Raw genomic sequence first — 23,646 nt, 5'->3', positions numbered from 1 at the left:
CACCTTAATAATAAGTTTAGATTGATACTTACAATAATAAAATCATGAAGTTATTTTAAAGTCATCTATATTTTTATAGTCATTATAATTCTTATAAGGAAATCGGAATGTTTCTTAAGGAACTTCAATTAACTAATTTCAGAAAATTTGAAAGCTTAAAAGTCAACTTTCAAAAAGGCTTAAATGTACTTGTTGGTGAAAATGATTCCGGCAAAACCACTATAGTTGATGCGATTCGTTATATATTAAATACAAAAAGTTTTGAAAACATTCGATTTGAGCCAAGAGATTTTTATAAACCAACTAAAGTTACAGATGGTGACCCGCAACCTAAAAGAGCTGAAATATTTACCATTACCGCGATTTTTTCTGATTTTAAAGATCAAGAAGCTGCTAAATTTATTGAGTGGGGTTATTTCTGTGAAGAAAAGGAATTTGAGTTAAGGTTATTTCTAAAAGCAAAATTACTAGATAACGATAGAATTACTTGGGATATAAAAGCTGGTCCTTTAGGTGCAGAATCTCAGATGGATGGTGATGCAAAAGCTTTGTTGCAAGTTACGTATTTAAAGCCTTTACGAGACGCAGAAGCCGAAATGACGCCAGGTTATCGTTCGCGTCTTGCACAGATATTGCAGAGCCACGATAGTTTTAAAAAAGTAACAGGGGTTGATGGCCAGTACGAAAAACATGAATTGGAAAATATTATTGAAAATGCCAACACTGAAATTTCTACGTTTCTGAGCAGCGTTAAAACTACAACAACCAATTCCTCAAGCATAATTGAAAGTATTAACTCCTACATTAAGAATTTTCGCCAAATAGATGATAAACGAGAAGCATCCGTAAAAATTGCAGATCCTGAATTACACAAGATACTAAAAACTCTAGGCTTAGAACTTGAAGAAAATAGCTCTGGATTGGGTACACTCAATAAACTTTTTATGGCGGCTGAGTTACTGCACCTTGAAACAGACCCTTTTGATACTTTACAGCTTTGTTTGATAGAAGAATTAGAAGCTCATTTACATCCACAAGCTCAGCTGCGAGTAATTAGCGCTCTAAAAGACATTAGCGGAAAAAATAGCAATCAATTTATTTTAACCACACATAGCACAACAATTGGTGCATCTATTAGTCTAGAGAATCTAATTTTATGCCGAGGGCAAAATGTATATCCAATGTGGCAAGGGCAAACCGAGTTAGATATAGGTGATTATAAATTTCTGCAACGGTTTTTAGATTCAACCAAAGCAAATATGTTTTTTGCACGTGGCGTCATTATGGTAGAAGGCGATGCCGAAAATATCTTAATACCCACTATTGCTGAATTAATTGGCAAACCGTTACATAAATATGGGGTTTCAATTGTCAATGTTGGTAGTACCGCATTTTTACGCTACTCAAAAATATTTCAAAGAAAAAATTTACACGAACAGAATTTACCTGAATTAGATTTACCCGTATCAGTGATCACCGATTTAGATATTCCCGCAATTGAATATTTCGATAGTGAACAGAAAGATAAACCTGAGTATTATCAAATTAAAGAAAATGTCTTAACAGATACTAATGAAAGTTCTCATTGTTTAGAAAGTATTCATAACAATATTTATACAACTTTAGATGACTTAAAAGCAGCGGTAAAATCCGCAATCGGTCAAACCACTATGCCTAAAGGGTTAAATACTCAAATCGCAAATTGGAAAATAAAACTCGATGCAAACAATATCCAAGACATTAGAGCCGCTAAATCGCAAACCCTAAAACGTAAATTCGACAGCCAAAATATTAAAGTATTCACCAATAAAAACTGGACGCTAGAATATGATTTAGCCTGTAGTGAAGAATTGCGAGATAATTTTGCTTTAGCGGTTCAAATAGCTAAAAAAATCAAATCATCAGAAAGCTATTTTAATGAGTTATTTTATGAAAATGGCAAGTTTCAAATACCCAACGAGATATATATAGAAGATGTTCAAGCTAAAACCTCTGAAGATATTGCTTATCACATATTCAAACCGTTTGTTGATTCAGCAAGCCCATCAAAAGCCGTTACCGCGCAAATATTTTCTGAAATATTAGAGTTAAAAAAAGACAACCTAGTTGATATCTTAAAACATGATAGTTATTTAAAATACATTATTGACGCCATTGACTATGCGTGTGGAAAATTTAACGAGGAAGAACAAGCAAATGATTAAATTCTCTTTTACTGATGAAGAAATACAGTCAGCGTGCAAAGAACTTGGCTTACCTGAAAACACTTTTGAAGATAAAACCAGTGAGCGGCGAAAAATAATAGATTGTTGGAATGATGCTAATATTATCGCTTGTCCGGGTAGTGGTAAAACCACAGTCCTACTAGTAAAACTTTTATTGCTATCACAGCGCATGCCATTTGAAGATGGTAGTGGTATTTGTGTATTAACCCATACAAATGTGGCCATTGATGAGATAAAAAACAGACTGGGCAACAAAGTAGATCTTTTATTTAAGTACCCTAATTTTTTCGGCACAATTCAGAGTTTTGTTGATAAGTTTTTAGCATTGCCTGCTTTTAGATTACACCCTGAGACAGCTAATTCCACTTTCATAAAATTTGATAACGGTACTATTAAAAAACTAAAAATAAATGCATTCTATAATATTGGTTTTGGAAAGGGTGATAAGAAAACGTTATGCAATTATTTGTATGGTCAAGCTAATCAGGATCCTGCTTCAAAAAAATTAAATGGTAAACAAAAGACAGAGAAAGCTATTGAACTGCTAAATTCCCTAGAGTTTACCTTGTTAGATAATATAATCCGACGCCCTAATGGAAAAACCTTTTTAAAAGATGTTAATAACGAAAAATATCAAGCTATAAGAGTTATTTGTTTTGATATTTGGAGACGTGGGATTCTTAGCTTTGACGATGCTTTTAATTTTGCAAATTGGTATTTGACAGAACACTCAATTTTAATTAAAAACATTATATCAAAACGATTTAGTTTGTTGTTCGCAGACGAGATGCAAGACACTCAACTACATCAAATGGACATTATTAGTTCAGTATTTAACGAAGCTGTTACCAAGCAATATTTTGGTGATCCAGACCAAGCCATTTTTAATGGGTTTTCAGATGAAAAGTCAGCATGGAGGGACAATATAGTGGGATTTGAAAGATTAGCTATTTCTGACAGTAAAAGGTTTGGTAATGAGATAGCTGCATGTATTAATCCTTTCAAACAAGTGTTACCAAGCATTTCAGGTAATACACAAAAACAGTCACTTCAACCAACAATTTTATTGTTTGATCAATCCGAACAGGCGGTTGGTTTATTTGTTAAACAAATACACAACCACAAGCTTTTAGATAATGATTGGAGAAGCACTTCTGCGCGCTTTAATTTAGTAGGTTCTGTTGGAAAAGCGCCTGCAGAAGATACCAAATTAACCATTAATTCCTACGTTCCAAATTATTCTAAAGAAGCAACTAAGCGAAAAACCAATTTCGACAATCTCATTTCATATTTTCAGAAAAGACCTGCGGAAGAAACAAAGCAATTTGGCACAAAAGTGTATTATGAGCTTTTTGTTAACGCGCTTGTGGCAATGCTGAATTTAATGCCGAATAATCAATATACAAAAAGCAAATTGTTGGCAGAACTAAAAGAAAACAACCCTGAGTTTTTAACCGCCTTTAATCTTTTTATTTTTAACTGTATTCAACAGATTGAAACAGATACCATTTTACCAATTGATGTAAAAACAAAGTTCATCAATTTATTAACCCAATATAACTATCAAATTCCGCAAAATACTTCTTTCATAAATGAAAACCAGATCAATTCAATTGACGCCTTTACACAAAAAAATAATGTAATAGTTGAAGACGGAATAGAGATAAAGGTCGGCACAATTCATTCCATAAAAGGTGAAACACATATGGCGACATTGTTGGTTGAAAATGAAAACTATGGTGCCAGTGAATCGTCTTACTTTTGGGATCATAAATCAGGTAATGATTTATTTTGCCCTAACAATACTTATAAAAGACCAAAAACATCTTATGCTCAATTAGAGCAGCGCCTAAAAACAACTTACGTAGCCATGAGCCGACCGACACATTTATTATGTGTAGCCGTACAGAAATCAAAGGCAAGTTGTCCGACATGCCAGCCAGATAAAAAAGCCAGTTGTAAATGGAAAGTAGTATGAAATTTCACAGGAGAACTTGAAGCCAACTAGGTACAAAATATTGGGTTTAGCTGCACTTTACCCAACCTATCGTAGCTAAAACCTTTCCCCTTTAACCTTTTATCTTGCAACTCAGCTGTAAACCCCCGTTACATTTTGATTAAAAAAGCCACATACTATTTATTAGTATGCGGCTTTTTAGCAATTTTAATACTCAACTTTGAGAATGTTTTAGAGTATATTTAGTGAAAAATCTCAGTAATTAGTTATATCAACATAAATTGAACTATAAAATCTGAAATGCTATAAATCTATCAACTCATATGATTTACAACGCACTTAGTGAATTAAGCATAAAACCGATTAAAATAGAGTTATTGCTATTTCTAATATCAATATAAGTTGAATCCCATAAAAAATAAAAATAGTTCACTTGTATCTTTATGGTTATGGTTATGGTTATGGTTATGGTTATGGTTATGCAATGAGCGTTAACCCAAATGCTATTAGCCCTAAGGCACAAACTTGATTGATTTTTCGGCCAAATCGTTCAAAAAAACCAATGGCTTTACTCGAAGTAACAAAAAATGATACTAAGTAAAACCAAGCTATGTGTAACAACACTATATACAACCCACAAAGCAGTAAAAAGAATAAATTGTTATCACTTCCCTGTGTTATTAATTGACTAAATACACTAAGAAAAAACAATACTGTTTTAGGATTGAGTGTATTACAAAGAAAACCCTGCAAAAAACATTTCACAAAGTTGTTATCCAAAGGCTTTTTATCTTCACCTTTAGCCATAATTAATTTAGAGCTAAATAATCCAGTGAAACCAAGATAAATTAAATATGCTGAACCAGCGTATTTTAGTATATTGAAAGCAGTTTCATTCTGTGAAAATAAGTAACTTATTCCAACTATTGAATAAGTCACGTGAATACAAACACCAACCCCAATACCTATGCCAGTAACAACCCCAGCTTTACGCCCTCCAATAACACTATTTTTAAAAACCAAAACAAAGTCTGCTCCCGGACTTATAACGATTAATAAAGCTAACACTACAAAACTTACGATTTCCATACCTGTTCCTATTTACATATAATCGATATCCATTGTAATGAATAATAAGCAGGTTATAATCGAAAAAAACACATAGCTAGTGTGAGTAAATTTCACAGATGAGACACCTTAAAGCCTTTCACGTTTTCCATATTACAGCAGAGTCTTCTAGCTACAGTGAAGCTGCTGATAAGTTACACATAACTCACGGAGCGGTGAGTAAACAAGTAAAATTATTAGAAACTCACCTGTCTCAATGTCTATTTTACAAGGAAGGCAGAAATATGCGGCTTACATCCAAAGGAAAATTACTTAAGCAATACACAAATAAAGCTTTTGAAGCATTAGATACAGGAGTTAAGAAATTAACGATAGCAGCGGATAATTACCTCGAAGTTTCTTGTGAACCAACACTCACCATGCGCTGGCTAATGCCTCGGATCTCTAATTTCTATAAAATCTCAGATATTGATATACGATTGTCGACAGCTGGGGGGCCTATTTTTTTAGGCGAGTCAGGGCTATCAATGGCAATCCGACGAGACGACTTTGATGTTCCTACTCACCATGTTAAAAATAAATTAGTTGAAGAGTGGGTTGGGCCAGTGATGTCTTTCCAATATTGGGAAAGGTTTAAAAATAACCTAGCAAATATAACCCTACTCCATAGCAAGACGCGTATCCATGCATGGAAAAGCTGGCTAAGTGCATCAAACTTTAATATTCAGCTAAATAACAATAACCAATCTTTTGATCATTTTTACTTTTGTTTGCAGGCTGCTGCTGATGGTTTGGGGGTTGCAATCGGGTCATTTCCTTTAGTTGCTGATGATCTCAATCATGGAAGACTCATAGCACCTTTTGGTTTTATCAAATCAGGCCATAATTACGTTCTACTTCAACAATCACAAAAGCAAGGAGTCAAAGAAGAGCAATTCCAAAAATGGCTAGAAGTAGAACTGTCAAAGTGTATTCCAGATGAAGACGGGATGAAGCCTTGCTTTTTACCTGCTTCTATTTAATCTACTTATCATAGTAAAGTTTAACTTATTGATAATATTAACAATCTTATTTTTAGTTATGAACTATCTATTAGTTGCCTTAACACTACCACTCAACATTTGTTAAGGTAAAATAAAGTGACTGTCTTTAGACTTTGTGAGAACGCTCTGCTAAGGTTGGGCTGTTTTTAGCTGAGACTTACGGGCAAGAAGTTTCAAGGTTTAACACCTTCTTCACAGATTACTTATCTTTTCTTGTAATTGGCACTCCAGCCCCTGAATCTGTCAGTGTAGATTACGATAAAATAATGAACATTATTGAAGATTAATGATGTCCATTATAATGATAAAATTCAAAAATCCAGTAAATAGAACAATGCAAGATATCGAGTCGGACTATTATTTTTTTGGGTAAGCTCGTTATGACATTACAACAATACGGCAAGCACCTGATGAAAATGGAGTTATATCCTTGATGAATATCAAAGCCTGTTGCAGTCGCTGTAACCGAAAATAAAAGAGTGTGAATATGGTCACAAATTAAAAATAGAACACTGCGTAGTTCACCGAATGTTAATCATCAGTCGTCCTGTAAACAAACACTTATAAATATGTTACTTTGCTCCCTGATATAATTAATAGCTATGGGATAGATAAATGAAAATACTCATATGGATTGGAATTATATTTTTAGTCATCCCACTTGTTGGTGCCTTAATCGCTTTTATTTTTGGCTTATATGTTAATAATCCAAGCACGCATAACGCGACTGCTTATGATAGTAAAATTAGCAATCAATATTACTTGCGAGACGGTAAAGTCGTTTATGTTTTAGATGGCAATTTTTTCCAAATTGGAGGCTCCCCAATAGAAGGAGCTGACCCTGATACGTTCAATGTAATTAGTCAGTCTTACGCTAAAGATAGTAATAGTGTTTATTACAACGGAAGACGAGTTGAGGGTGCTGATCCTAGTTCAATTCAGCTGGTAACATCGGGTATTAATGCGAGTAAAGAAGAATCTGGTTATCTTATTAGTGGTGGCAAAGTTTTTTGTTATGGGCAAATGATAGAAGGTGCAGACGCCGCTTCGTTCTCTTATTTGCTGGGCTCATATGCCATGGATAAAGAATATTTATATTATTACACTGATGTGAAATTTTCACGTAAAGCAATGCCAGAAGCGATAAAAAATGCAAATGAACGTTATATTCGCCATGGTGAACAGGTAATTTATCAAGGAAAAATAATTAGTAACGAAGCCAGTCGTTTTAAAATTATTAATGATGAATATGCAGTAGATGAACAGCATGTTTATTCACATGGTGATGTTGTTGAGGATATGGTGGCCGATGGTTTTACGGTGATTACGCCTTACTACAGAAAAGATAAAAGCCAAGCGTACTACTTTAATACACCCATACCTGAAAGTGATCCATCTACATTTAAAGTATTAAATGATTCTGTTGCCAAAGATAATAAGCATGTTTATTACAACGGTTATATTGTTGACAATAGAACGGTGGCAGAAGTGAGCCGGTCTGATGCTAGCGAGCTTGAGAAATTATGGAAATGGAAGTCTCTTCACTTAAGCCCAACGCGGGTGATTCTGGTTCCTACTGATGATGTTAAAAACATCACAAATAATTTTTATGCTTACAATAACGAAGTGTATGGCAGAAATAATAAGCTGGTCGGTGTTAAACCTGAAGATGTGGTTATTCTTGATGAATATGAAAAAATATTTGTTCGTATAGGGGGTGAGATTTTTTATTATCATATAGCCATTGAAGGTGCGGATCCAAACACTTTCACCGTAATATCCGATCGTTTCTCAAAAGATGCAAACTATGTTTATTGGGAAGAGTATAAGGTAGTCGATGCCGATCCGTTAACCTTTGAATATGAAGAAAATTTATATGCCGACGAAAACGATGCGGGCGAGTACTATTTGAAAATTTCGGAATAAACGCGCAAAGATACAGGGTATTATGATTTACCCTGTATCTCTATTATGTATTCGACTATGGCTTCCTAACAGCATGATAATGCTCTCGTGACAATATCGACTCTTAATTGAGCTTGCCAAGTTTTTGGGGAGCATTGTGCAGCAAAAAAGCATAATTAAGCACATGCTCAGTACAAACCGAAAACGGCAAGTAGTTTTGCATCAAGCCACGTCTAAATAAGTATTCGAGTTGTTTTTCACGCCAGGTATTCGAAAATGCTTGCGCGTTATCGCCAATCATACTTTAAAGTAACGACACAACAACACCATGAGTATTTATAAGCGTACCGTATACATCAAACGCCAGAATGGTTGCCATTTATTACTCCTGTTTAGATCGTTACTAAAACGCGATTTTATCGCTCAGCTTAATCACCATATCAGGTAATAAAGTACAGTAACACTACCGGCGCTTTAAGCACCCACTGTAAACCCCGTTACGATTTGGTTAAAAATACGCGCGGTAAGATAGTGTTTGTTGTGGTCAACTAATTCCAAACCGTGAATTAAGTTTTTCTTCTGCTACACCATGTGATTATGACTATGTGGCCTGCGCCAATTATAATAATTCATCAAGAAGCTAAGATCTTTTTCAGCGTCTTGATAATTACTATAACCCAATGAGGGAACCGATTCTGTTTTTAAACTTCTAAATAGGCGCTCCATCGGCGCATTGTCCCAACAATTCCCTCGGCGGCTCATGCTTTTTTATCCGGTAACGCCATAACCTTTGCTGAAACCTCTTTGCGCCGTATTGGCTTCCTTGATCTGAGTGAAACATCAATTCAGATGGTTTGCCTCGTTGCTCGTAGGTTTTATCTAATGCTATTCTTTCCGTCTAGTTTTTAGATAATAATTAAGACAGATGTAAACTCTAACTCTTTATACTAAGTATTTAAAAGGATCGTTTAGTGATACACAATATTTCAAAATATAGTTTTTTTTGTTTAATTTTATTGCTCATTTCATTGAGTGCTCATGGGCGTAGCCAGTCGACTATGTTTTGCGAAATATCCTCTATCGAGGGCCAAGCAGTCACAATTAATAAGAAAAAGTATGATAATGACCTCAAATATGACTTTCAGCTTATAGATGAACATAAAATAATAACCGTTACAGTGGGAGTTATAAGGCCTGAGCACGACTCTATTTTATTTAAAAACTCAGCGAAAGAAGCATCGAAAATTGAAATTGTGGAAGACTCACACAAAAGATATGAAAAAATGTGGGAAGAGGAGCTTTTTCATACGGTGACTTTATTACATTCTAAAAACCATATTTGGGAGCAACGTGCTGCAAAGCTATCAATTTGGAAAGCTACGTTTAATGAGCATGATAAATTAATAGGCTTTTGGTCAGCAGCAAGTGACGAGGAGATGTTCATTCTTTCATTAAATGCACTAAACGTTTCTAATCAACAGTATTTGCCAACTAATGAAATAGCAAATACTGTTGATGAAATACTTAGCCAGTGCAAAATAAAATCATTAAAAAATGAAATCTAAAAAGTTAAAGGGCTCACAAACACTGCTTCAAATTAACTCTCTACGGGTCAAAAGATTTTAACTTAGCTGTAAACCCCCGTTACGTTTTGATTAAAAAGCCACACACTATTTGTTAGTGTGTGGCTTTTTAGTATTTAAGCTAACTTATTGGTTATTGATTCAATAAGTTTTTTTCAAAAAAATCGGCCATCATGGTGTGATAGTGCAAGGTGGTGCCTTTGCCTTCTCGTAAGCTATGTGAGCGATTTGGATATGAGAAAAACTCAAACTGTTTGTTGTACTTAACAAGCTCGTTAATTAAACGCTCTGAGCCTTGGTAATGAACGTTATCATCCCCTGTACCATGAATAAGCAATAGCTTACCGGTTAGGTTTTTGGCAAAGGTAATTGGCGAGGTGTTGTCGTAACTCTCAGGATCGGTCTTTGGATTACCTGCATAACGCTCTTGGTAGATAGTGTCGTACAAGCGAATGTCTGGCACCGGCGCTGAGGCAATACCGACTTTAAATTTATCACCATGGCGGAACAATAAGTTAAGGGTTGAGCTGCCGCCGCCTGAGTGACCCCATACACCAACACGGTCGGTATCTATTACATCCCAGCGTTTTGCCATGGCATCTAGCGCATCAACTTGGTCTTGTACTGTGATTGAGCCGATTTTTTTATAAATCGATTTACGCCAATCACGGCCTTTTGGTGCTCGCGTGCCACGGTTATCAACCGATGCCACAATAAAGCCTTTTTGCGTTAATAGTGATTTATACAAGTAGCTGTCGCCTTCAAAGCGGTCTTGCACTGTTGAGCCCCACGGTTCGCCATACACGTAAAAAACGATTGGGTATTTTTTACTGTTATCCATGTTTTTAGGGAACATAATGTAGCCATCAAGCTCAGTGCCATCGCTCGCATTCACTTTAAAGAACTCGTGATTTGGTAAGCTTTGCTCTGCGAGTTTTTCTTTCAGCTCTTTATTTTCAACTAAGGTTTTAACATTACTGTGATCGCTTACTTTAATGATCTCTTTAGTTGGCGGCGTGCCAAATTGTGAGTAAGTGTGCATTGCCCATGAGGTATCTTTAGACATGTAATAGCTGTTTGAACCTTGAAATTCAGCAGGCGTTACGCGTACAGGTTTACTACTACCATCCAAAGACGTACTAAATAAATAACGTTGACCTGCATTGTCTGGCGAAGCGGTAAAATACATCACGTTTTTATCTTCGTTTAGCGCCAGCATATCAACAATATCGTAATCACCTGGGGTTAAATCGATAATGGTTTTACCATCGCGAGATACACGATAAAGGTGACGCCAGCCGTCGCGCTCGCTGTGCCAAATAAAGAACTTACCATCTTTTGACCAGTTGGCTTTGTAAAACCACTCGATAAAAGCATCGTCTTTATCTTCTAAAATTTTGGTCAATTGCTGTTTTTGCCAATCGAACAGCCAAACCTTGTTGTGGTTTTGCGGGCGGTTTAAGTCTTGGATCATTAATTCCTTACCGGTGCCTGCCCAGCTAATACGAGGAATATAGCGGTCGCGATTATCGCCTTCAAGTTTGGCCCAGCGGGTTTTCTTATCAGCAAGGCTAACAACCCCCACGCGTACTGCCGAGTTAGTTTCACCGGCTTTTGGGTAAGGAAACTCTTTTAAGGTAGGATAGAGCTCGTCGGTGTTATTGATCATGGTGAAAAACTTAACGCCGCTGGTATCTAGCTGCCAATAGGCGATTGATTTGTTATCTGGGCTCCAACGAAAGCCATCAGCAATGCTGAATTCTTCTTCGTAAACCCAATCAAAGTTACCATTAACGATTTTAGCGCTACCATCGGTTGTAAGCGCTGTTACTTTGTTGCTGCCAACCGCTTGCATATAAATGTTGTTATCGCGCACGTAAGCCACTTTTGAGCTATCTGGTGAGAACTTAGCAAACATTAATTTAGTTGGTTCAACATCTGCGCCACCTAATTGCTGTAATTGATTGGTCTCAAGATTGAGTAACCAAAAATCCCCGCGACTACGAGAGCGCCAAACTTGCTCACTATTGGTAAATACCATCAGCCATTTACCGTCTTTTGACCATTGATAGCTTTCGATTGCAAATGGCTCGTCTGCGCCCTCTGGCAGTAGCTTTTCAAACTCAACTAATACTTTACGGCCCGTGCCATCGGCATTGTAAAATACAATGTCGTTACCTTTTACGCCGTGTTCTTTTTCGTCATCAGCTTTGGCATTCTCAGCGTCGTCTTTTTTATCTTTTTCGCTTTCACGCTCTTCAAGTACTGTATAACCGGTGCCATCATCAAGCCATTTAAAGTAAGTGCTACGCTGTGCCTTGAAATATTTATCTTTATAGATTTGTTCAAGCGACAGTGGATTGCTAATTTGTGTCATTGTTGTAGTAGCCGTGACGTTGTGTGTTACCGAACAGCCTGATAGCGACAGCCCAGCCAGTACCGACAAAACCAGCCCAGAGGTTTTAAGTAATTTCATGTAGTGATCCTAAAAGGGGTTAGCGCGCGTGTATTTATTTACAAGTCGCATTAGCAACACTTTAGCAAAAATTACTTATAAGATCTGAACGTTTGTCGCAATAAGCATAAGGTTAAACCCAAAAGCCTGCAAGCAAAGTTACAGCCACAGGTACATACTGGCTTTTTTGCCTGAAATTTCTAACTCGTATACGTTTTCACACGGGCGTTGTGCCGCGCCATAACATACATGCAGAGGCAGTAAATGCTCTTCTCGAGGGTGACAAAATTGTGCCCCTGGCGCTAGTTTCCAGTTCGTTAAACGTTGCGTGCGCTCAGGCTCTGCAAGCTTAGGACTTGCTAAAGTATCAATTAACCATTGCTCAAAGCTTTGGTTGAGCTTTTGCATAGCCGTTGTTTGTTTAGCAAAAAAAGCCTGCATGTTATGAAAGGTAAAGCCGGAGCCAATGATCAATAAATTTTCATACTCTATTTGCTGCAACACTTGGCCAATTTTGAGGTGCATTGCGGGATCAAGGGTTGGATTTAGCGAAATTTGTACACATGGAATATCTGCCTCAGGAAACATAATTTTTAATGGTACAAACATGCCGTGATCAAAGCCTCGTTGGGTATCAAGGTTGGTAGCAATACCATTGCTTTTTAAAGCCTGCTGCAGTTGTTCAGCAAGCTTTGGCTCACCAGCACAAGGGTAAGCTAACTGATACGCCTGCTCGGGAAAGCCGTAGTAATCATAAATTAATTTAGGTGTTGCTGAGGCTGTGATTGCAATAGGGTTTGCTTCATAGTGAGCGCTGATCATTAAAATAGCACTAGGCTTAGTAATTTTAGCGGCAACTGATTGCAAACAAGTCACCATCTCTTTATGGCTTGGCTCACCAAGCAGCGGTAATGGGCCGCCGCCATGAGATAAAAAGAAAACATTTGTTTGTTGCATAATAACCCCTTAATTAATCAATGTGGTTATTATAATGCACGCACAAATCCAAATTAACTAGCCACAAAAATGCACAGCTAAAGTGCATTTATTAAGGTTTAGATACCATCAACCAAACCGCGATACTGGCAGGGGTCACGCCCTTAATACCTTGGCTTAACTTCTCGCAGCTGAGTATTTTTAGGCTGTACTTCTTTGCATAACTACTCTGTATCTCAGCCGCTGAAACACTATAAGGTGTGCCACAGCGCTTAGATTGATCATACACACAAGTGATCAATAACTGTGGTGCAGCATTACTCAAGGTAATTATGTGCTGAGCATATTGATTACGAATAGCGTATGGCAGCGCCACCAATGCGCCGCGATCATAAATAGCATCAACATGACCTAAATGATCTGCAGTTAAAGCGAATACATCCCCCACCCAAATGCAGATCCCCTGGGCCTGATACGCGCTAAGTAAACCGTGCTTAGTTACTTTTGGCGTGAGCGCTAACTCAATAAATAACTGCCGAACAGCAAGCTCACTGAGTTCAACACCCACAACGTACATGCCTTTATTAAGCAAATAATGAATGTCGACTGTTTTGCCACACAAAGGGATAAACACACGGCTACTAGCAGGTAAATTTAAGTTAGTAAAATAACGATCTAAACTAGGGATTACTTTACCGTCATGAAAACCAATGTCATTGCTTTGCCAGCGCTTTAACCAATATTCAGCCTGCATTACCCCCCCTTCAACTGTAACAGCGCAACCGCAGTTAAATACATGCCAATACCAAATATTGCATGCGATAGTGCACTTTTGAGCCTTGCAGCCATTGGCTTTGCCGTTTTAGCTGCAGCAATGCCAAGCCCAAGCGCAGGCTGCATAATAAAAAACGGGATAACAACGCTAAGCAGCCCAAACAACAGCGCAGGCATTAAGCTTGGCGCTGCAAGCCAGTTATCTGGCATCAGTAATAAAAATAGCAGCGCAAAAATAACCCCGATAAAGTAATGACTAAACCAACCAATTGCGCATTCGTTCGGTTGCACAGCGGCTTTATTAATAGCTAGGTGTTGCCACTTGCCATAGCGCATAAAGCATAGCCAGCGCCCCACCATACAAAAGTTTAAAGAGCTAATACCAAATTTACTAAGTAGCAACGCCCACAGATCAAGTATCGCGGTTGCACCGCTCCCTATAACGATCACTGCTAACCAATCAATCGCTGAAAACATAATGTCACCCTTTGCTGAAAACTAAGTCACTATGATATAGACTTACAAAAACGTTAAATACAAAGCTTTAATCAAACTTAAATTGCAAAAGTGGAATCATGCTAGATGATATAGTGCTGTTTGTGCACATAGTACAACAAGGAGGATTGTCTCAAGCGGGGGAGTATTTATCGCTGCCTGCGGCAACAGTTACGCGGCGTTTACAGCGCCTTGAATCTTGCCTTGGGCAAAAACTGCTGCATCGCTCTGCACGCCAATGCACACTCACACAACAAGGACAGGTGTACTATCAAAGTTATGCCAACTTAGTTGAGCAATTTGAACAAACTCGTTATCAACTTAATCAACAAAAAGAACAACTTAGTGGTAAGCTAAAAGTGCTCGCGCCACTGAATATCTGTCATGGTTTTTTAAAGCCGATGTGGTTGTCGTTTTGCAAGAAATACCCTGATATTCAGTTGGAGCTGATTTTAAGTAATCAACTTGACGATATTATTAAAAACCAAGCTGATTTAGCGCTCAGGATCGGCCCTCAAGCTGATTCGTTATTACAGCAAAAAAAGCTCGCAGAAGCCGACTCTATCTTAGTCGCATCACCTGAGTACCTAACAAATGCAGCAAAACTTGTTGAACCGAACGATTTAAAACATCACCGTTTAATTGGTACAACACTTAGAAATAAATGGCTATTAACGAACACGCAATCATGTGCTACTTACACACACATGTGCCGCTTTAAAAGCATTTATAACGATACTGGCTTTGTAAAATATCAAGTTGCGGATCATCAAGGTATCGGTTTGTTACCGCGCTTTGAAATTATAAATGAGCTACAAACAAAAGAGTTAGTTAGAGTATTGCCACTATGGCAAAGCCTGCCGCGAGAAATTTATGCCATTTGGCCAAGTGGTCGTTTACTTAGTAAAAAAGCGGTTTGTCTTAAAGATTATATGCATAACTTTATCAGTGAACAGTTACCGAACAGTTAAATGTTTTTGTGCCACTGGTACTGCATTTGTTTTGCCGTAAGCTCTGCAAGCTCAGAGCTCCCCAGCTCAGTAACTAATTGCAAGCTCATATCAATACCCGCAGAAATACCGCCAGAAGTAGTTAATTTACCTTGTGACACCCAACGCTTATTTGCGATCACATTTAGAGCTGGGAACATGGCAGCAAGATCGCTCTGATCTTCCCAATGAGTTGTCACCGTTAAACCATCAAGTAAACCCGCTTTGGCCAGTAAAAAAGCGCCTGTGCACACCGAGGCAACTTTGCTAGCAGCACCAGCGGTTTCTCGTATCCAGTTTATTACGGCTGGTTTTTCAAGCTCATGGGTATGCACACCACCTACAACAATCAGCAAATCAATAGCAGGGTGATCAGCAAAACTGTAATGGGGGTTTACACTAAAACCTGCACGGGCAATTACCGGCCCGGCATGCTCTGCCACAAAAAATACCTGCCAGTTATTATTTGCCAAACGTTTTGCAGTACTAAACACTTCAAATGGGCCAGAAAAATCAAGCACTTCTGCATCATCGTAAATGTAGATACCAATGTTCATAAACTATTTACCTTAACGTCATTTGCATCAAACATTAACTTTAACCACCTTAAGTCTTTTGCATCTAAGTTTGCTTGTTTATGTAATGAGGGATCATCATAGACATCTTTATAAACATGGCAGATCGCAACTTCTGTTAACTCACGCCATTTATCGTCATTAAACTCTGATAGCGAGCCATCAGCTAAATTAAAAGAACTGATAGGATCGTGCTCAGCTTCAGTCGTTCTAAGAGTTAACTCTAACTCTTGTAAAATAGGGTTGATCAACTGTAGCGTATTTGCGGCCTCAAACTCTGCAATTATATTGTTTTGAGCTACTTTGATTTCTTTTTCAAGTTGATATTGAGACAGTTTATTAGCAGAGGCACGCACACCGTATTTATTCAGTAGGCCAGTGATGCTTGGCAGCATAGCTTTGGCCGCAATACTTGCTCCTAACAATGGATTTGCAATAGCCGCTAAGCCGCCCACCAAAAGCATTCCGTAGGTGAGTTTTTTATCTAAGGCATCAATATCATTAGCAAGCGACTGTAATGAATTAGTTTGCCCCAAAGCTTGATCACGCATAATTGCATCAGCGCTATTTAGCATGTAATGGCGAAGTCCGGCCTCAGCATGCTCATTAGGAAAATGAAAAATACGCCGCTTAGGTAAGTTATTAATCTCAGGTACGCCGTTTGGTAAATAACGCATGGTGTGTAAAGCGAATTGATGTTCAGATAGTGCAAAAGGAATTACAAAATAATGCTTTTCATCAAATGACGTGGGGGTTTGCGTACCAAATCGTTCAAATGACATAAAAATAGGCAGACCATCAATCATTTCTTTTGCAAATACATAGCCTTTATTGAATTCATCAAACATTTTATTAGATGTCGATTTTAGCTTAACAATTCCTTTATTTATAAAATCTTTCATAATTATTTGTTGATCCAATTCGATTCTAGCTGGCTAGCTGCCGTAAAGGTTATACAAGCTGGTCTAAAAAGCCCAGCAATTAAATATCAAACTTTAGCAGCTTAAACACTACCTTGCGTTTCAATCACTAAAATACGCGCTTCACCCATAGGGTGGGCTACGTGCTCAGTGCCTATTGAGGCATAAAAAATGTCACCACTTTGCAGTACAGTTGAGTGCGTCTCGCTATCTTGTTTGTAAAACATTTCAACGACTCCATCAAGCACCACAAAGACTTCTTCGCCATCATTAATATGCCATTTATAGGGTTTATCAGTCCAATGTAAACGGGTAGTGATGCCATTCATATTGGCAATATTTTTAGCTCCCCATGCCTTTGCTGCGGTGAATTCTTTACCACGTATGATCTGCATACAATTTCCTTATTCGTCTAGCTCTAATTGCGCCCGCTCTAACGTTTCGGCGGGTAGTTCTTTTTGTACTGATACACCAAGCTCTTTAAATTCTGAGGCTTGTTTTATTAGGTTGCCTTTACCGCGATATAACTGCGAAAACGCTTTATCGTAGCTTTCTTTGGCTTTATCTAACTGTTTACCAACACCTTCCATGCTGGTTAAAAAGCCGTTGAGCTTGCTATAAAAACGCTCCGCGCGATTAGACAACTCTTTTGAATATTTAGTCTGCTCTTCAAAACGCCATAACTGTTTCACAATATTTAAGCTGGTTAAGAGGGTAGTGGGGGTGGCAACCAGAATGTTCTTTTCTATCGCTTGTTGATAAATATCACTTTGATACTTAAGAGCTTCAACAAAAGCTGATTCTATCGGCACAAACATCACCACCACTTCAGGAGAGTTAAGCCCTGGTAAGCGATCATATGATTTACTCGCCAGCTCATTAATACGCGCTTTTACAGCCTCAACATGCTCTCTAATTGCTTGTTGAGACTCCAGTTCATTATCTGCATTTACGTAGCGAGTGTAAGCGTTTAGCGAAGTTTTAGCGTCAATCACTAAATGCCGACCTTGAGGCAAATACACCACCACGTCAGGGCGCAGGCGGCCTTCTTCGGTATTAAACGATACCTCGCGTTTATAATCAGTACCAGCGCGCAGTCCTGCGCTGTCTAACACGTTTTCAAGCATGAGTTCGCCCCAATTACCTTGGGTTTTCTTTTGCCCTTGTAATGCGTTACTGAGCCTGTCTGCTTGCTCAGTGATTGCTTGGCTTTTCGCTTGTAGATGTAATAACTCTATTTTCAGAGCTTCACGTTGTTTTAGATCTTCAACATGAATTGATTCCAATTTATCCCTGAAGCCTTTTAACTCACCTTGGACAGGTTTTAACAGCTGCTCAATACTTTCTTGATTAAGGACTTTAAATTTTTGCGATTTTTCTTCGAGTATTTGATTAGCAAGGTTTTCAAATTCTTTTTTAAGTTGCTCTTTGCTTTCTTTAATATGTTGTAACTGCTGCTCAAAATGGCTTTGCTTTTGCTCAAGCATAGTGCGCATATTATTGAGCTCAACATCACGGGCATTGTATTCGCTTCGAAGTGTTGTTAAATCAGCTTCAGCCTTGCGCCAATAATGGTTGTATTGCTGGCTTTGCTTTTCTTGCTCAGTGAAGCGGGTTTTATAGTGCTGAGTTTCGTCGCGTTGTTCTTGGTGGCTTTGTTTAAGTAAATCGTGTTCATCTATCAAGGCAGTATATTGCTGCTGTTTTTCATTGGACTGTGTTTGCAATAAAGCTAGTTGTTGCTGCTGCTCACTTAGCTCTGCTGTTAGTCGCTTACCACGACTTGCATAAATAACACTAAAAAGCACCGCGCCAACACTAAAACCAATCCCAACACTTACCCAATCAATGTTTGTAAGTAACTGTATATACATAAATAAACTTTAATTAACCAAAAGACACTTCATGATAGCCAATCTAAAAATACCACGATAGGTTTTTTTACTTTTTTATGACTCTAAAAATCATTACAGAGCATTACAAAAGACCCATCTTAATTAGTTATATAAACAATTTTATTCTACACTCAGAACAATAATAAAAACCAACAAGTGGTTTTACTTATACAACAATACAAGGACTGAAAAAATGAACGATATCAAAACCCCAAATATTGAAGTGCAATGTAAAGCAGATAACTACTTTTCCGTTAAAACGTTGACTGTTTTACCTCATACACAAGAAAATTGGTTAACATTTTTTAATAACGAAACAAATCCGACTGAGTCGCTGAGTGTTTTGTTTAATAATGCAGGAAAAAACGATCTCATAAGCACTGAAAAAAGACAATACGTAGAACTTATTATCAGCCTAGATCCGTCAGTGGCTGCCGATTGGGAATTTTATGGGAATGGTGTTGAATATTGTGGTGCAGATAGCAATTGCCAATATAATATATCTACCGAGATCACTGATGACGACACTTTAGTTTTAAGAATTGCTCAAGTAGAGCCGACCTATGAATTTAACGGTGTAGATAAAGACAATCTTGAAAAAGTTGTTGAAGTAACCGAAGGCAAAGAAACTGAGTATTTACCTATTTCGTTTAGGTATACAGCTAAACATGTGCCTTCTGGCAAAATTTATATGTCACAAGATCCTAAAATTGTTGTTCGTAGGCCTGGTGCTACATACTAATATAAAGCACTAGCACAACGAAAAGAAGAGTCATATTGTTGCATTAACGCAATAAACTCTTCTTTTTGGCACCAAGGTTTAAACCAGGGTAAATTAAACCACATCGGGTGATAGCCTATCATTAATGACTTTTCTATATACATTAACGCTGACTGATATTCACCAATCACACTATATACAAGCGCTGCAGTGAACACATATTCATTATGATCTGACGCAATACTTATTGCTTTATTGAGTGCTTGCAAGGCAAGTTTAGCTTCGCCGAGTTGGCTGTATGCTTGTGCGACTTCTAAATAACTATCAAGGGTGTGTTGATCTTGCGCCAGCTCAACTACCTTTAAATAATTAGCTGGATATGACTCACTAAGTCCTAAAACCTTTTCAATATCAGCTAGGTTAAGGCGAAAGCTGATATGCTCTGGGTTTATATCAACCGCCTGTTGGGCAACTATTAATGCTTGCGAAAACTCTCCTTGTAACGAATAAGCAATACTTAAGTTACTTAAATCTATGCTATCAGGTTTAATCTCAATTGCCTGTTTATATTGCTTTATAGCAATGGCTAAATCACCTTCTGTTAGGGCTATATCTGCCAGTAATTGATTTGCCATATAGTTTTGAGAACTTAAGCTTATAACTTCATTAAGCAGCTGCTTTGCCTCTTCAATTTGACCTTGCCACCATAATACTTGCGCTAAATTTTGCTTTATTATTGGATTTGCTCGTATTTTTAATGCAAGTTCAAACGCCTGCTGTGCTTCAGGCAACTGATCTTGTTGTAAATATAATAAACCTTTAAGTTCATAAAGAGCGGTAGAACTTGCTCCAACTTGTTCAGCTTTAGCTAAATACTGCTTCGCAGTTAACCAATCTTGCCTAGCAACCGCGATTAGCATTGCATTTGTAGCAAATGCAGGGGTGTTTTGATACGCAGTTGGTGAGTTAAAAAGTAATTTACTGGCAATATTTAAATACTCTGCTTGCTGTGATTGCTGATATAAACTCAGGGCGACTTCACGTAATAACTCATAGTTGGCATATAACTGCGGGGTTTGTTCTATAGCCTCTTTAATACGCATAAATAATTGATCAGTGTAATCACCAACTTGCTGCACTTTTTGATAAAGCTCAATATGTTCTATTTGTTCTTTGTCACTAAGCTGCGCCATTGCAATATATTTACTATCAAAATCAGGGAAAAGCGCTGTTAATTGCTGACTGCTTAAATGGTACATCTGATTATAACTATCAATTACAATGGGCCATTGCTTACGCGCTTTTACCGTCCAATTTGGCGCCTCGAGCCGAACTAACGTTAAATAGCATTGCGGTTGCATGCAATTAAGCTCAGCGGTCACCACTTCTTGTGCACCCGTTGCTTGCTTTAATTTATGTAACTTATCTGTAAAAGTAAGTTTAGCATTGCCGCTTTGTAAAATGAGCGCAACCTCATCCTGCGAAATAAGATTTAACTGCTTACTATTAATAATACTTTGCCTAATAGCATCATCAATTGTGGCTTTGAGCATATTTGTATCTGCGGATAACAGTGCGGCTGATTTTACCACCGGAGGTAAAAATGCAACATAGTGCTCTGCTGGTTTATGCACTTGCAGCTTATACATTAAGCCTGTTGCAACCACGGCAATACAAAGCAAAGTCCCTAAAAAAACAGCCTTTTTAGGCGATTTTTTTTGTAATGCGAGTTGCTCTAGTGGAACTGTGTCTTGCGCCAAAATTTCTTGCTGTTTAATAGCTATAATAACGGCTTGTAACTTACGCTCTACACTTTGAGCATCAACAGGGCGGCGGTCTTTTTTTCGTTGTAATAATTGATTTAGTAAATCACATAATTCATTAGGTAACTTGGGAATGATCTCATGTGCATTACACGCTTTACCGTTGGCAATATTATTAGCAATCGTTTGCGCAGATCCTTCACCAAATGGATGACGGCCACTAATAAACATATAGGCCAGCATACCAAAAGAAAATAAATCACTGCGAAAATCTAACGGCTGTTTATTAAGCTGCTCAGGCGACATCGCACTAGCACTGCCACAACTGGATTCATCACGTTGCTCACTAAGCGGCTTATTTTGTAATGTTGCAATACCAAAATCAGTGATTTTTAATTCATTTTTATCAATTAAAATATTGCTAGGCTTTAAATCACAATGCATAACATCTTGACTATGGGCATGGGTTAGACCAGCACACAGTTGTGCTAATAAATTAAGCTTTTCGGAGAGTGTGGTGACGTGCTGATGTTGAAACTGCTGTAATGTTTTGCCTTTTAAGTACTCCATTACAATACAAATTTGCTGCTCATATAAAATTACATCATGTATTTGTACAATATTAGGGTGATTTAAACGAGCAAGCAGCTGCGCTTCAACCAAGGGGTCGCTATGTTCTATTGAGTGCTCAGTAGGCTTTAATAATTTAATCGCAACATAGCGCTTTAAACGTGTATCCTCTGCAAGATACACACTTCCCATACCTCCTTGGTTAAGTAGTTTAATTAATTTATAGTTAGTGATGACTTTATTAAATTTTAATACTGTTTCATGCTCTAACGACATCCGAGGTACTCTCTAATTCACACCCTTTATAAATCATAAAGGATGCGCCAGCAAACCGTACTTTTCGCAATTGTCTTTCGATGATATTTTCAGCATCATGAACATTTACTAAAACTTCTGAAAACTGCTTGCGAGCACGATGTATCTGTATATTTAAATAGCGCATGTCGACACCTAAATCTTTCACTAATTGCTCCGTATTTACCCAACCTTGGTTAGCTGGTAATACTCCTTTTTTAGCATCTAAAGCTCTATAGCGCGCTAAATTTAAGGTTAAGTAGTGATGGCAGCGAACATGCAAATCAAAATCTTTATTATTATTGTGATGTTGAACTTTTAATTCTGATGTTTCTTCATCCAAACTTAGGTTAAAAATAAAGTCTAAATCACTAATATACAATTGTGGTACGGAGCTCATCTGGGTTGCAACTTCCAGATGACTAGAAAGAAACATCCATTGTTCACCACCTAAGGTAATAATACTATGATCTTCTAAGACTTCTCGTATCGTAAACTCATCATCGTGTAATGATTCTAACAACCATTGGCCGCTACTTTGCTCAAAAACAACCACGCTATCAGGTTGCTGCTCAGGCAATAGGTGGTAATGATTAAGCTTAATTGTCTCGGCTGTTTGACTTTGCTCGTCATCTAATTTGATTAATTGGTCTGTAGGAGCACTGAGATCTTTAACCACATAAGTAACCTCTGAATTACCGGCAAAATAAATTTTATCGCCAATACTTAGTTCTTCAGAGTCATCCTTCACCAAACGCTTATGATTTAACCAAGTACCATTCAGGCTTAAGTCACGGATATACCACTTACCATTCAACCACTCAATAATAGTGTGTATTTTCGACACACTCAGATCGTTGACAAGTGTATCTACAGAATATTGAAAGCGCCCAAAACTATGATGCGCATATAAAAAACAATATTCGCTTGTATGTTTATTAATTAAATAAGCCATTATCACTACCTTTTATCGAATGATGAGGTATGTGTCTAACTATTGATATTACAATCAATTCTCCATAATAGACACAACCAAACCAAAATAAAACAAAAAATTAACATTCAATGTATTCATGGATTAATCCGTAAACAATTGCGGCCAGATAACAGTATTTTAGAAACAAAAAGGCAAAATAAACATTACGTACTATTACAGCAATTGTTTATTAAAGGGATAAGTAAAAAGAATGAAATATAAAAAAAGCCAGCTCAAGGTGAGCTGGCCTAATATTACTAAAATAAGTAACTAAAACTAGGGAATCAACATGATGCCTGCGTTGACTGCAATTCAACAACAAGCATAATAGTAGACGCCCCCAAGGTACTTTAGTTCAAAATAAATTTAAAATTGATAAAATAATACTGCATGCGCCAAATAGCAGACATAAAAAAAGCCAGCTCAAAATGGGCTGGCTCAATCATTACTAAAATTAGTAACCAAATAGGGAAATCAACATGATGCTTGCGTAAACTGCAAT

18 protein-coding genes and 2 pseudogenes are annotated in these 23,646 nt (G+C 37.5%); 7 read left to right on the top strand and 13 right to left on the bottom strand.

Features of this window, described 5'->3' with window-relative positions:
* The first annotated feature begins 107 nt into the window (after window positions 1-107).
* A complete protein-coding gene (locus H5187_RS06135; protein WP_182717301.1) occupies window positions 108-2,204 on the top strand; it encodes an ATP-dependent endonuclease in 2,097 nt (698 codons plus the stop codon).
* A complete protein-coding gene (locus tag H5187_RS06130; RefSeq protein WP_182717300.1) occupies window positions 2,197-4,203 on the top strand; it encodes a UvrD-helicase domain-containing protein in 2,007 nt (668 codons plus the stop codon). The genes H5187_RS06135 and H5187_RS06130 overlap by 8 nt, the downstream gene beginning before the upstream one ends.
* Before the next feature lie 456 nt (window positions 4,204-4,659).
* Here H5187_RS06130 and H5187_RS06125 read toward each other — a convergent pair whose 3' ends face one another.
* Complete coding sequence (locus tag H5187_RS06125) at window positions 4,660-5,271, bottom strand: LysE family translocator (protein WP_182717299.1); 612 nt, start codon at window positions 5,269-5,271, stop codon at window positions 4,660-4,662.
* Window positions 5,272-5,369: 98 nt separating this feature from the next.
* Between H5187_RS06125 and H5187_RS06120 the strand changes: the two genes are divergently transcribed.
* Window positions 5,370-6,272 carry a LysR family transcriptional regulator gene (locus H5187_RS06120; RefSeq protein WP_182717298.1) on the top strand — a complete coding sequence of 301 codons (903 nt, stop codon included), beginning with the start codon at window positions 5,370-5,372 and terminating at the stop codon, window positions 6,270-6,272.
* Between the two features lie 636 nt (window positions 6,273-6,908).
* A complete protein-coding gene (locus tag H5187_RS06115) occupies window positions 6,909-8,219 on the top strand; it encodes a DKNYY domain-containing protein (protein WP_182717297.1) in 1,311 nt (436 codons plus the stop codon).
* A gap of 136 nt (window positions 8,220-8,355) precedes the next feature.
* Here H5187_RS06115 and H5187_RS24575 read toward each other — a convergent pair.
* Both H5187_RS24575 and H5187_RS24570 read right to left on the bottom strand, forming a co-directional pair.
* A pseudogene (locus H5187_RS24575) lies at window positions 8,356-8,577 on the bottom strand (haloacid dehalogenase type II); the annotation flags it as partial.
* Between the two features lie 203 nt (window positions 8,578-8,780).
* Window positions 8,781-9,084 (bottom strand): annotated as a pseudogene (locus tag H5187_RS24570) (DDE-type integrase/transposase/recombinase); the annotation flags it as partial.
* An 85-nt stretch (window positions 9,085-9,169) separates the two neighbouring features.
* Between H5187_RS24570 and H5187_RS06105 the strand changes: the two are divergent.
* The gene (locus tag H5187_RS06105) at window positions 9,170-9,763 is read left to right on the top strand and encodes a hypothetical protein (RefSeq protein WP_182717295.1); all 594 of its coding nucleotides are present in this window, start codon (window positions 9,170-9,172) and stop codon (window positions 9,761-9,763) included.
* Between the two features lie 151 nt (window positions 9,764-9,914).
* Here H5187_RS06105 and H5187_RS06100 read toward each other — a convergent pair whose 3' ends face one another.
* The 4 genes from H5187_RS06100 to H5187_RS06085 all read right to left on the bottom strand — a co-directional run bounded on the left by H5187_RS06100 (window position 9,915) and on the right by H5187_RS06085 (window position 14,423).
* Complete coding sequence (locus H5187_RS06100) at window positions 9,915-12,257, bottom strand: S9 family peptidase (protein ID WP_182797645.1); 2,343 nt, start codon at window positions 12,255-12,257, stop codon at window positions 9,915-9,917.
* Window positions 12,258-12,395: 138 nt separating this feature from the next.
* Window positions 12,396-13,193: a class III extradiol ring-cleavage dioxygenase gene (locus tag H5187_RS06095; RefSeq protein ID WP_182717293.1), complete on the bottom strand. Its 798-nt coding sequence runs from the start codon at window positions 13,191-13,193 to the stop codon at window positions 12,396-12,398.
* Window positions 13,194-13,284: 91 nt separating this feature from the next.
* Window positions 13,285-13,926, bottom strand: a complete 642-nt coding sequence (gene tmpT / locus H5187_RS06090; protein ID WP_182717292.1) for a thiopurine S-methyltransferase — start codon at window positions 13,924-13,926, stop codon at window positions 13,285-13,287.
* Entirely contained in the window at window positions 13,926-14,423 is a 498-nt protein-coding gene (locus H5187_RS06085) for a DUF2938 domain-containing protein (protein WP_182717291.1), read from the bottom strand. The genes tmpT and H5187_RS06085 overlap by 1 nt, the downstream gene beginning before the upstream one ends.
* Before the next feature lie 98 nt (window positions 14,424-14,521).
* On the opposite strand from H5187_RS06085, the gene H5187_RS06080 reads away from it, so the two are divergent.
* Window positions 14,522-15,412, top strand: a complete 891-nt coding sequence (locus H5187_RS06080; protein WP_182797644.1) for a LysR family transcriptional regulator — start codon at window positions 14,522-14,524, stop codon at window positions 15,410-15,412.
* On the opposite strand, the gene H5187_RS06075 is transcribed toward H5187_RS06080, so the two are convergent.
* The 4 genes from H5187_RS06075 to rmuC form a co-directional block, all read right to left on the bottom strand.
* A complete protein-coding gene (locus tag H5187_RS06075; protein ID WP_182717289.1) occupies window positions 15,409-15,987 on the bottom strand; it encodes a DJ-1/PfpI family protein in 579 nt (192 codons plus the stop codon). The two genes, H5187_RS06080 and H5187_RS06075, sit on opposite strands and share 4 nt — an antisense overlap.
* A complete protein-coding gene (locus tag H5187_RS06070; protein ID WP_182717288.1) occupies window positions 15,984-16,907 on the bottom strand; it encodes a hypothetical protein in 924 nt (307 codons plus the stop codon). Before H5187_RS06070 ends, H5187_RS06075 begins: the two co-directional genes overlap by 4 nt.
* 101 nt (window positions 16,908-17,008) lie before the next feature.
* Window positions 17,009-17,320 (bottom strand): cupin, encoded by a 312-nt coding sequence (locus tag H5187_RS06065; RefSeq protein ID WP_182717287.1) that lies wholly within the window; start codon window positions 17,318-17,320, stop codon window positions 17,009-17,011.
* 9 nt (window positions 17,321-17,329) lie between these two features.
* Window positions 17,330-18,799, bottom strand: a complete 1,470-nt coding sequence (gene rmuC, locus H5187_RS06060) for a DNA recombination protein RmuC (protein ID WP_182717286.1) — start codon at window positions 18,797-18,799, stop codon at window positions 17,330-17,332.
* 214 nt (window positions 18,800-19,013) lie between these two features.
* On the opposite strand from rmuC, the gene H5187_RS06055 reads away from it, so the two are divergent.
* A complete protein-coding gene (locus tag H5187_RS06055; RefSeq protein ID WP_182717285.1) occupies window positions 19,014-19,562 on the top strand; it encodes a hypothetical protein in 549 nt (182 codons plus the stop codon).
* Here H5187_RS06055 and H5187_RS06050 read toward each other — a convergent pair.
* A complete protein-coding gene (locus tag H5187_RS06050) occupies window positions 19,559-22,150 on the bottom strand; it encodes a serine/threonine-protein kinase (protein ID WP_182717284.1) in 2,592 nt (863 codons plus the stop codon). The genes H5187_RS06055 and H5187_RS06050 overlap by 4 nt on opposite strands.
* Window positions 22,134-23,123, bottom strand: a complete 990-nt coding sequence (locus tag H5187_RS06045; RefSeq protein WP_182717283.1) for an FHA domain-containing protein — start codon at window positions 23,121-23,123, stop codon at window positions 22,134-22,136. The genes H5187_RS06050 and H5187_RS06045 overlap by 17 nt, the downstream gene beginning before the upstream one ends.
* Window positions 23,124-23,646: the final 523 nt, after the last annotated feature.

Source organism: Pseudoalteromonas sp. SG44-1 (assembly GCF_014164315.1).
Lineage (GTDB): Bacteria > Pseudomonadota > Gammaproteobacteria > Enterobacterales > Alteromonadaceae > Pseudoalteromonas > Pseudoalteromonas rhizosphaerae.
This window is presented reverse-complemented; position numbering and strand designations above follow the sequence as displayed.

Excerpts from the sequence above, each read along its gene's own strand:
- H5187_RS06120 (WP_182717298.1), top strand. The coding sequence starts at position 5,370 with ATGAGACACCTTAAAGCCTTTCACGTTTTCCATATTACAGCAGAGTCT.
- H5187_RS06135 (WP_182717301.1), top strand. The coding sequence starts at position 108 with ATGTTTCTTAAGGAACTTCAATTAACTAATTTCAGAAAATTTGAAAGC.
- H5187_RS06070 (WP_182717288.1), bottom strand. The coding sequence starts at position 16,907 with ATGAAAGATTTTATAAATAAAGGAATTGTTAAGCTAAAATCGACATCT.
- H5187_RS06080 (WP_182797644.1), top strand. The coding sequence starts at position 14,522 with ATGCTAGATGATATAGTGCTGTTTGTGCACATAGTACAACAAGGAGGA.
- H5187_RS06130 (WP_182717300.1), top strand. The coding sequence starts at position 2,197 with ATGATTAAATTCTCTTTTACTGATGAAGAAATACAGTCAGCGTGCAAA.
- H5187_RS06075 (WP_182717289.1), bottom strand. The coding sequence starts at position 15,987 with ATGAACATTGGTATCTACATTTACGATGATGCAGAAGTGCTTGATTTT.
- H5187_RS06115 (WP_182717297.1), top strand. The coding sequence starts at position 6,909 with ATGAAAATACTCATATGGATTGGAATTATATTTTTAGTCATCCCACTT.
- H5187_RS06045 (WP_182717283.1), bottom strand. The coding sequence starts at position 23,123 with ATGGCTTATTTAATTAATAAACATACAAGCGAATATTGTTTTTTATAT.
- H5187_RS06065 (WP_182717287.1), bottom strand. The coding sequence starts at position 17,320 with ATGCAGATCATACGTGGTAAAGAATTCACCGCAGCAAAGGCATGGGGA.
- H5187_RS06125 (WP_182717299.1), bottom strand. The coding sequence starts at position 5,271 with ATGGAAATCGTAAGTTTTGTAGTGTTAGCTTTATTAATCGTTATAAGT.
- H5187_RS06095 (WP_182717293.1), bottom strand. The coding sequence starts at position 13,193 with ATGCAACAAACAAATGTTTTCTTTTTATCTCATGGCGGCGGCCCATTA.
- tmpT (WP_182717292.1), bottom strand. The coding sequence starts at position 13,926 with ATGCAGGCTGAATATTGGTTAAAGCGCTGGCAAAGCAATGACATTGGT.
- H5187_RS06055 (WP_182717285.1), top strand. The coding sequence starts at position 19,014 with ATGAACGATATCAAAACCCCAAATATTGAAGTGCAATGTAAAGCAGAT.
- H5187_RS06100 (WP_182797645.1), bottom strand. The coding sequence starts at position 12,257 with ATGAAATTACTTAAAACCTCTGGGCTGGTTTTGTCGGTACTGGCTGGG.
- rmuC (WP_182717286.1), bottom strand. The coding sequence starts at position 18,799 with ATGTATATACAGTTACTTACAAACATTGATTGGGTAAGTGTTGGGATT.
- H5187_RS06085 (WP_182717291.1), bottom strand. The coding sequence starts at position 14,423 with ATGTTTTCAGCGATTGATTGGTTAGCAGTGATCGTTATAGGGAGCGGT.
- H5187_RS06050 (WP_182717284.1), bottom strand. The coding sequence starts at position 22,150 with ATGTCGTTAGAGCATGAAACAGTATTAAAATTTAATAAAGTCATCACT.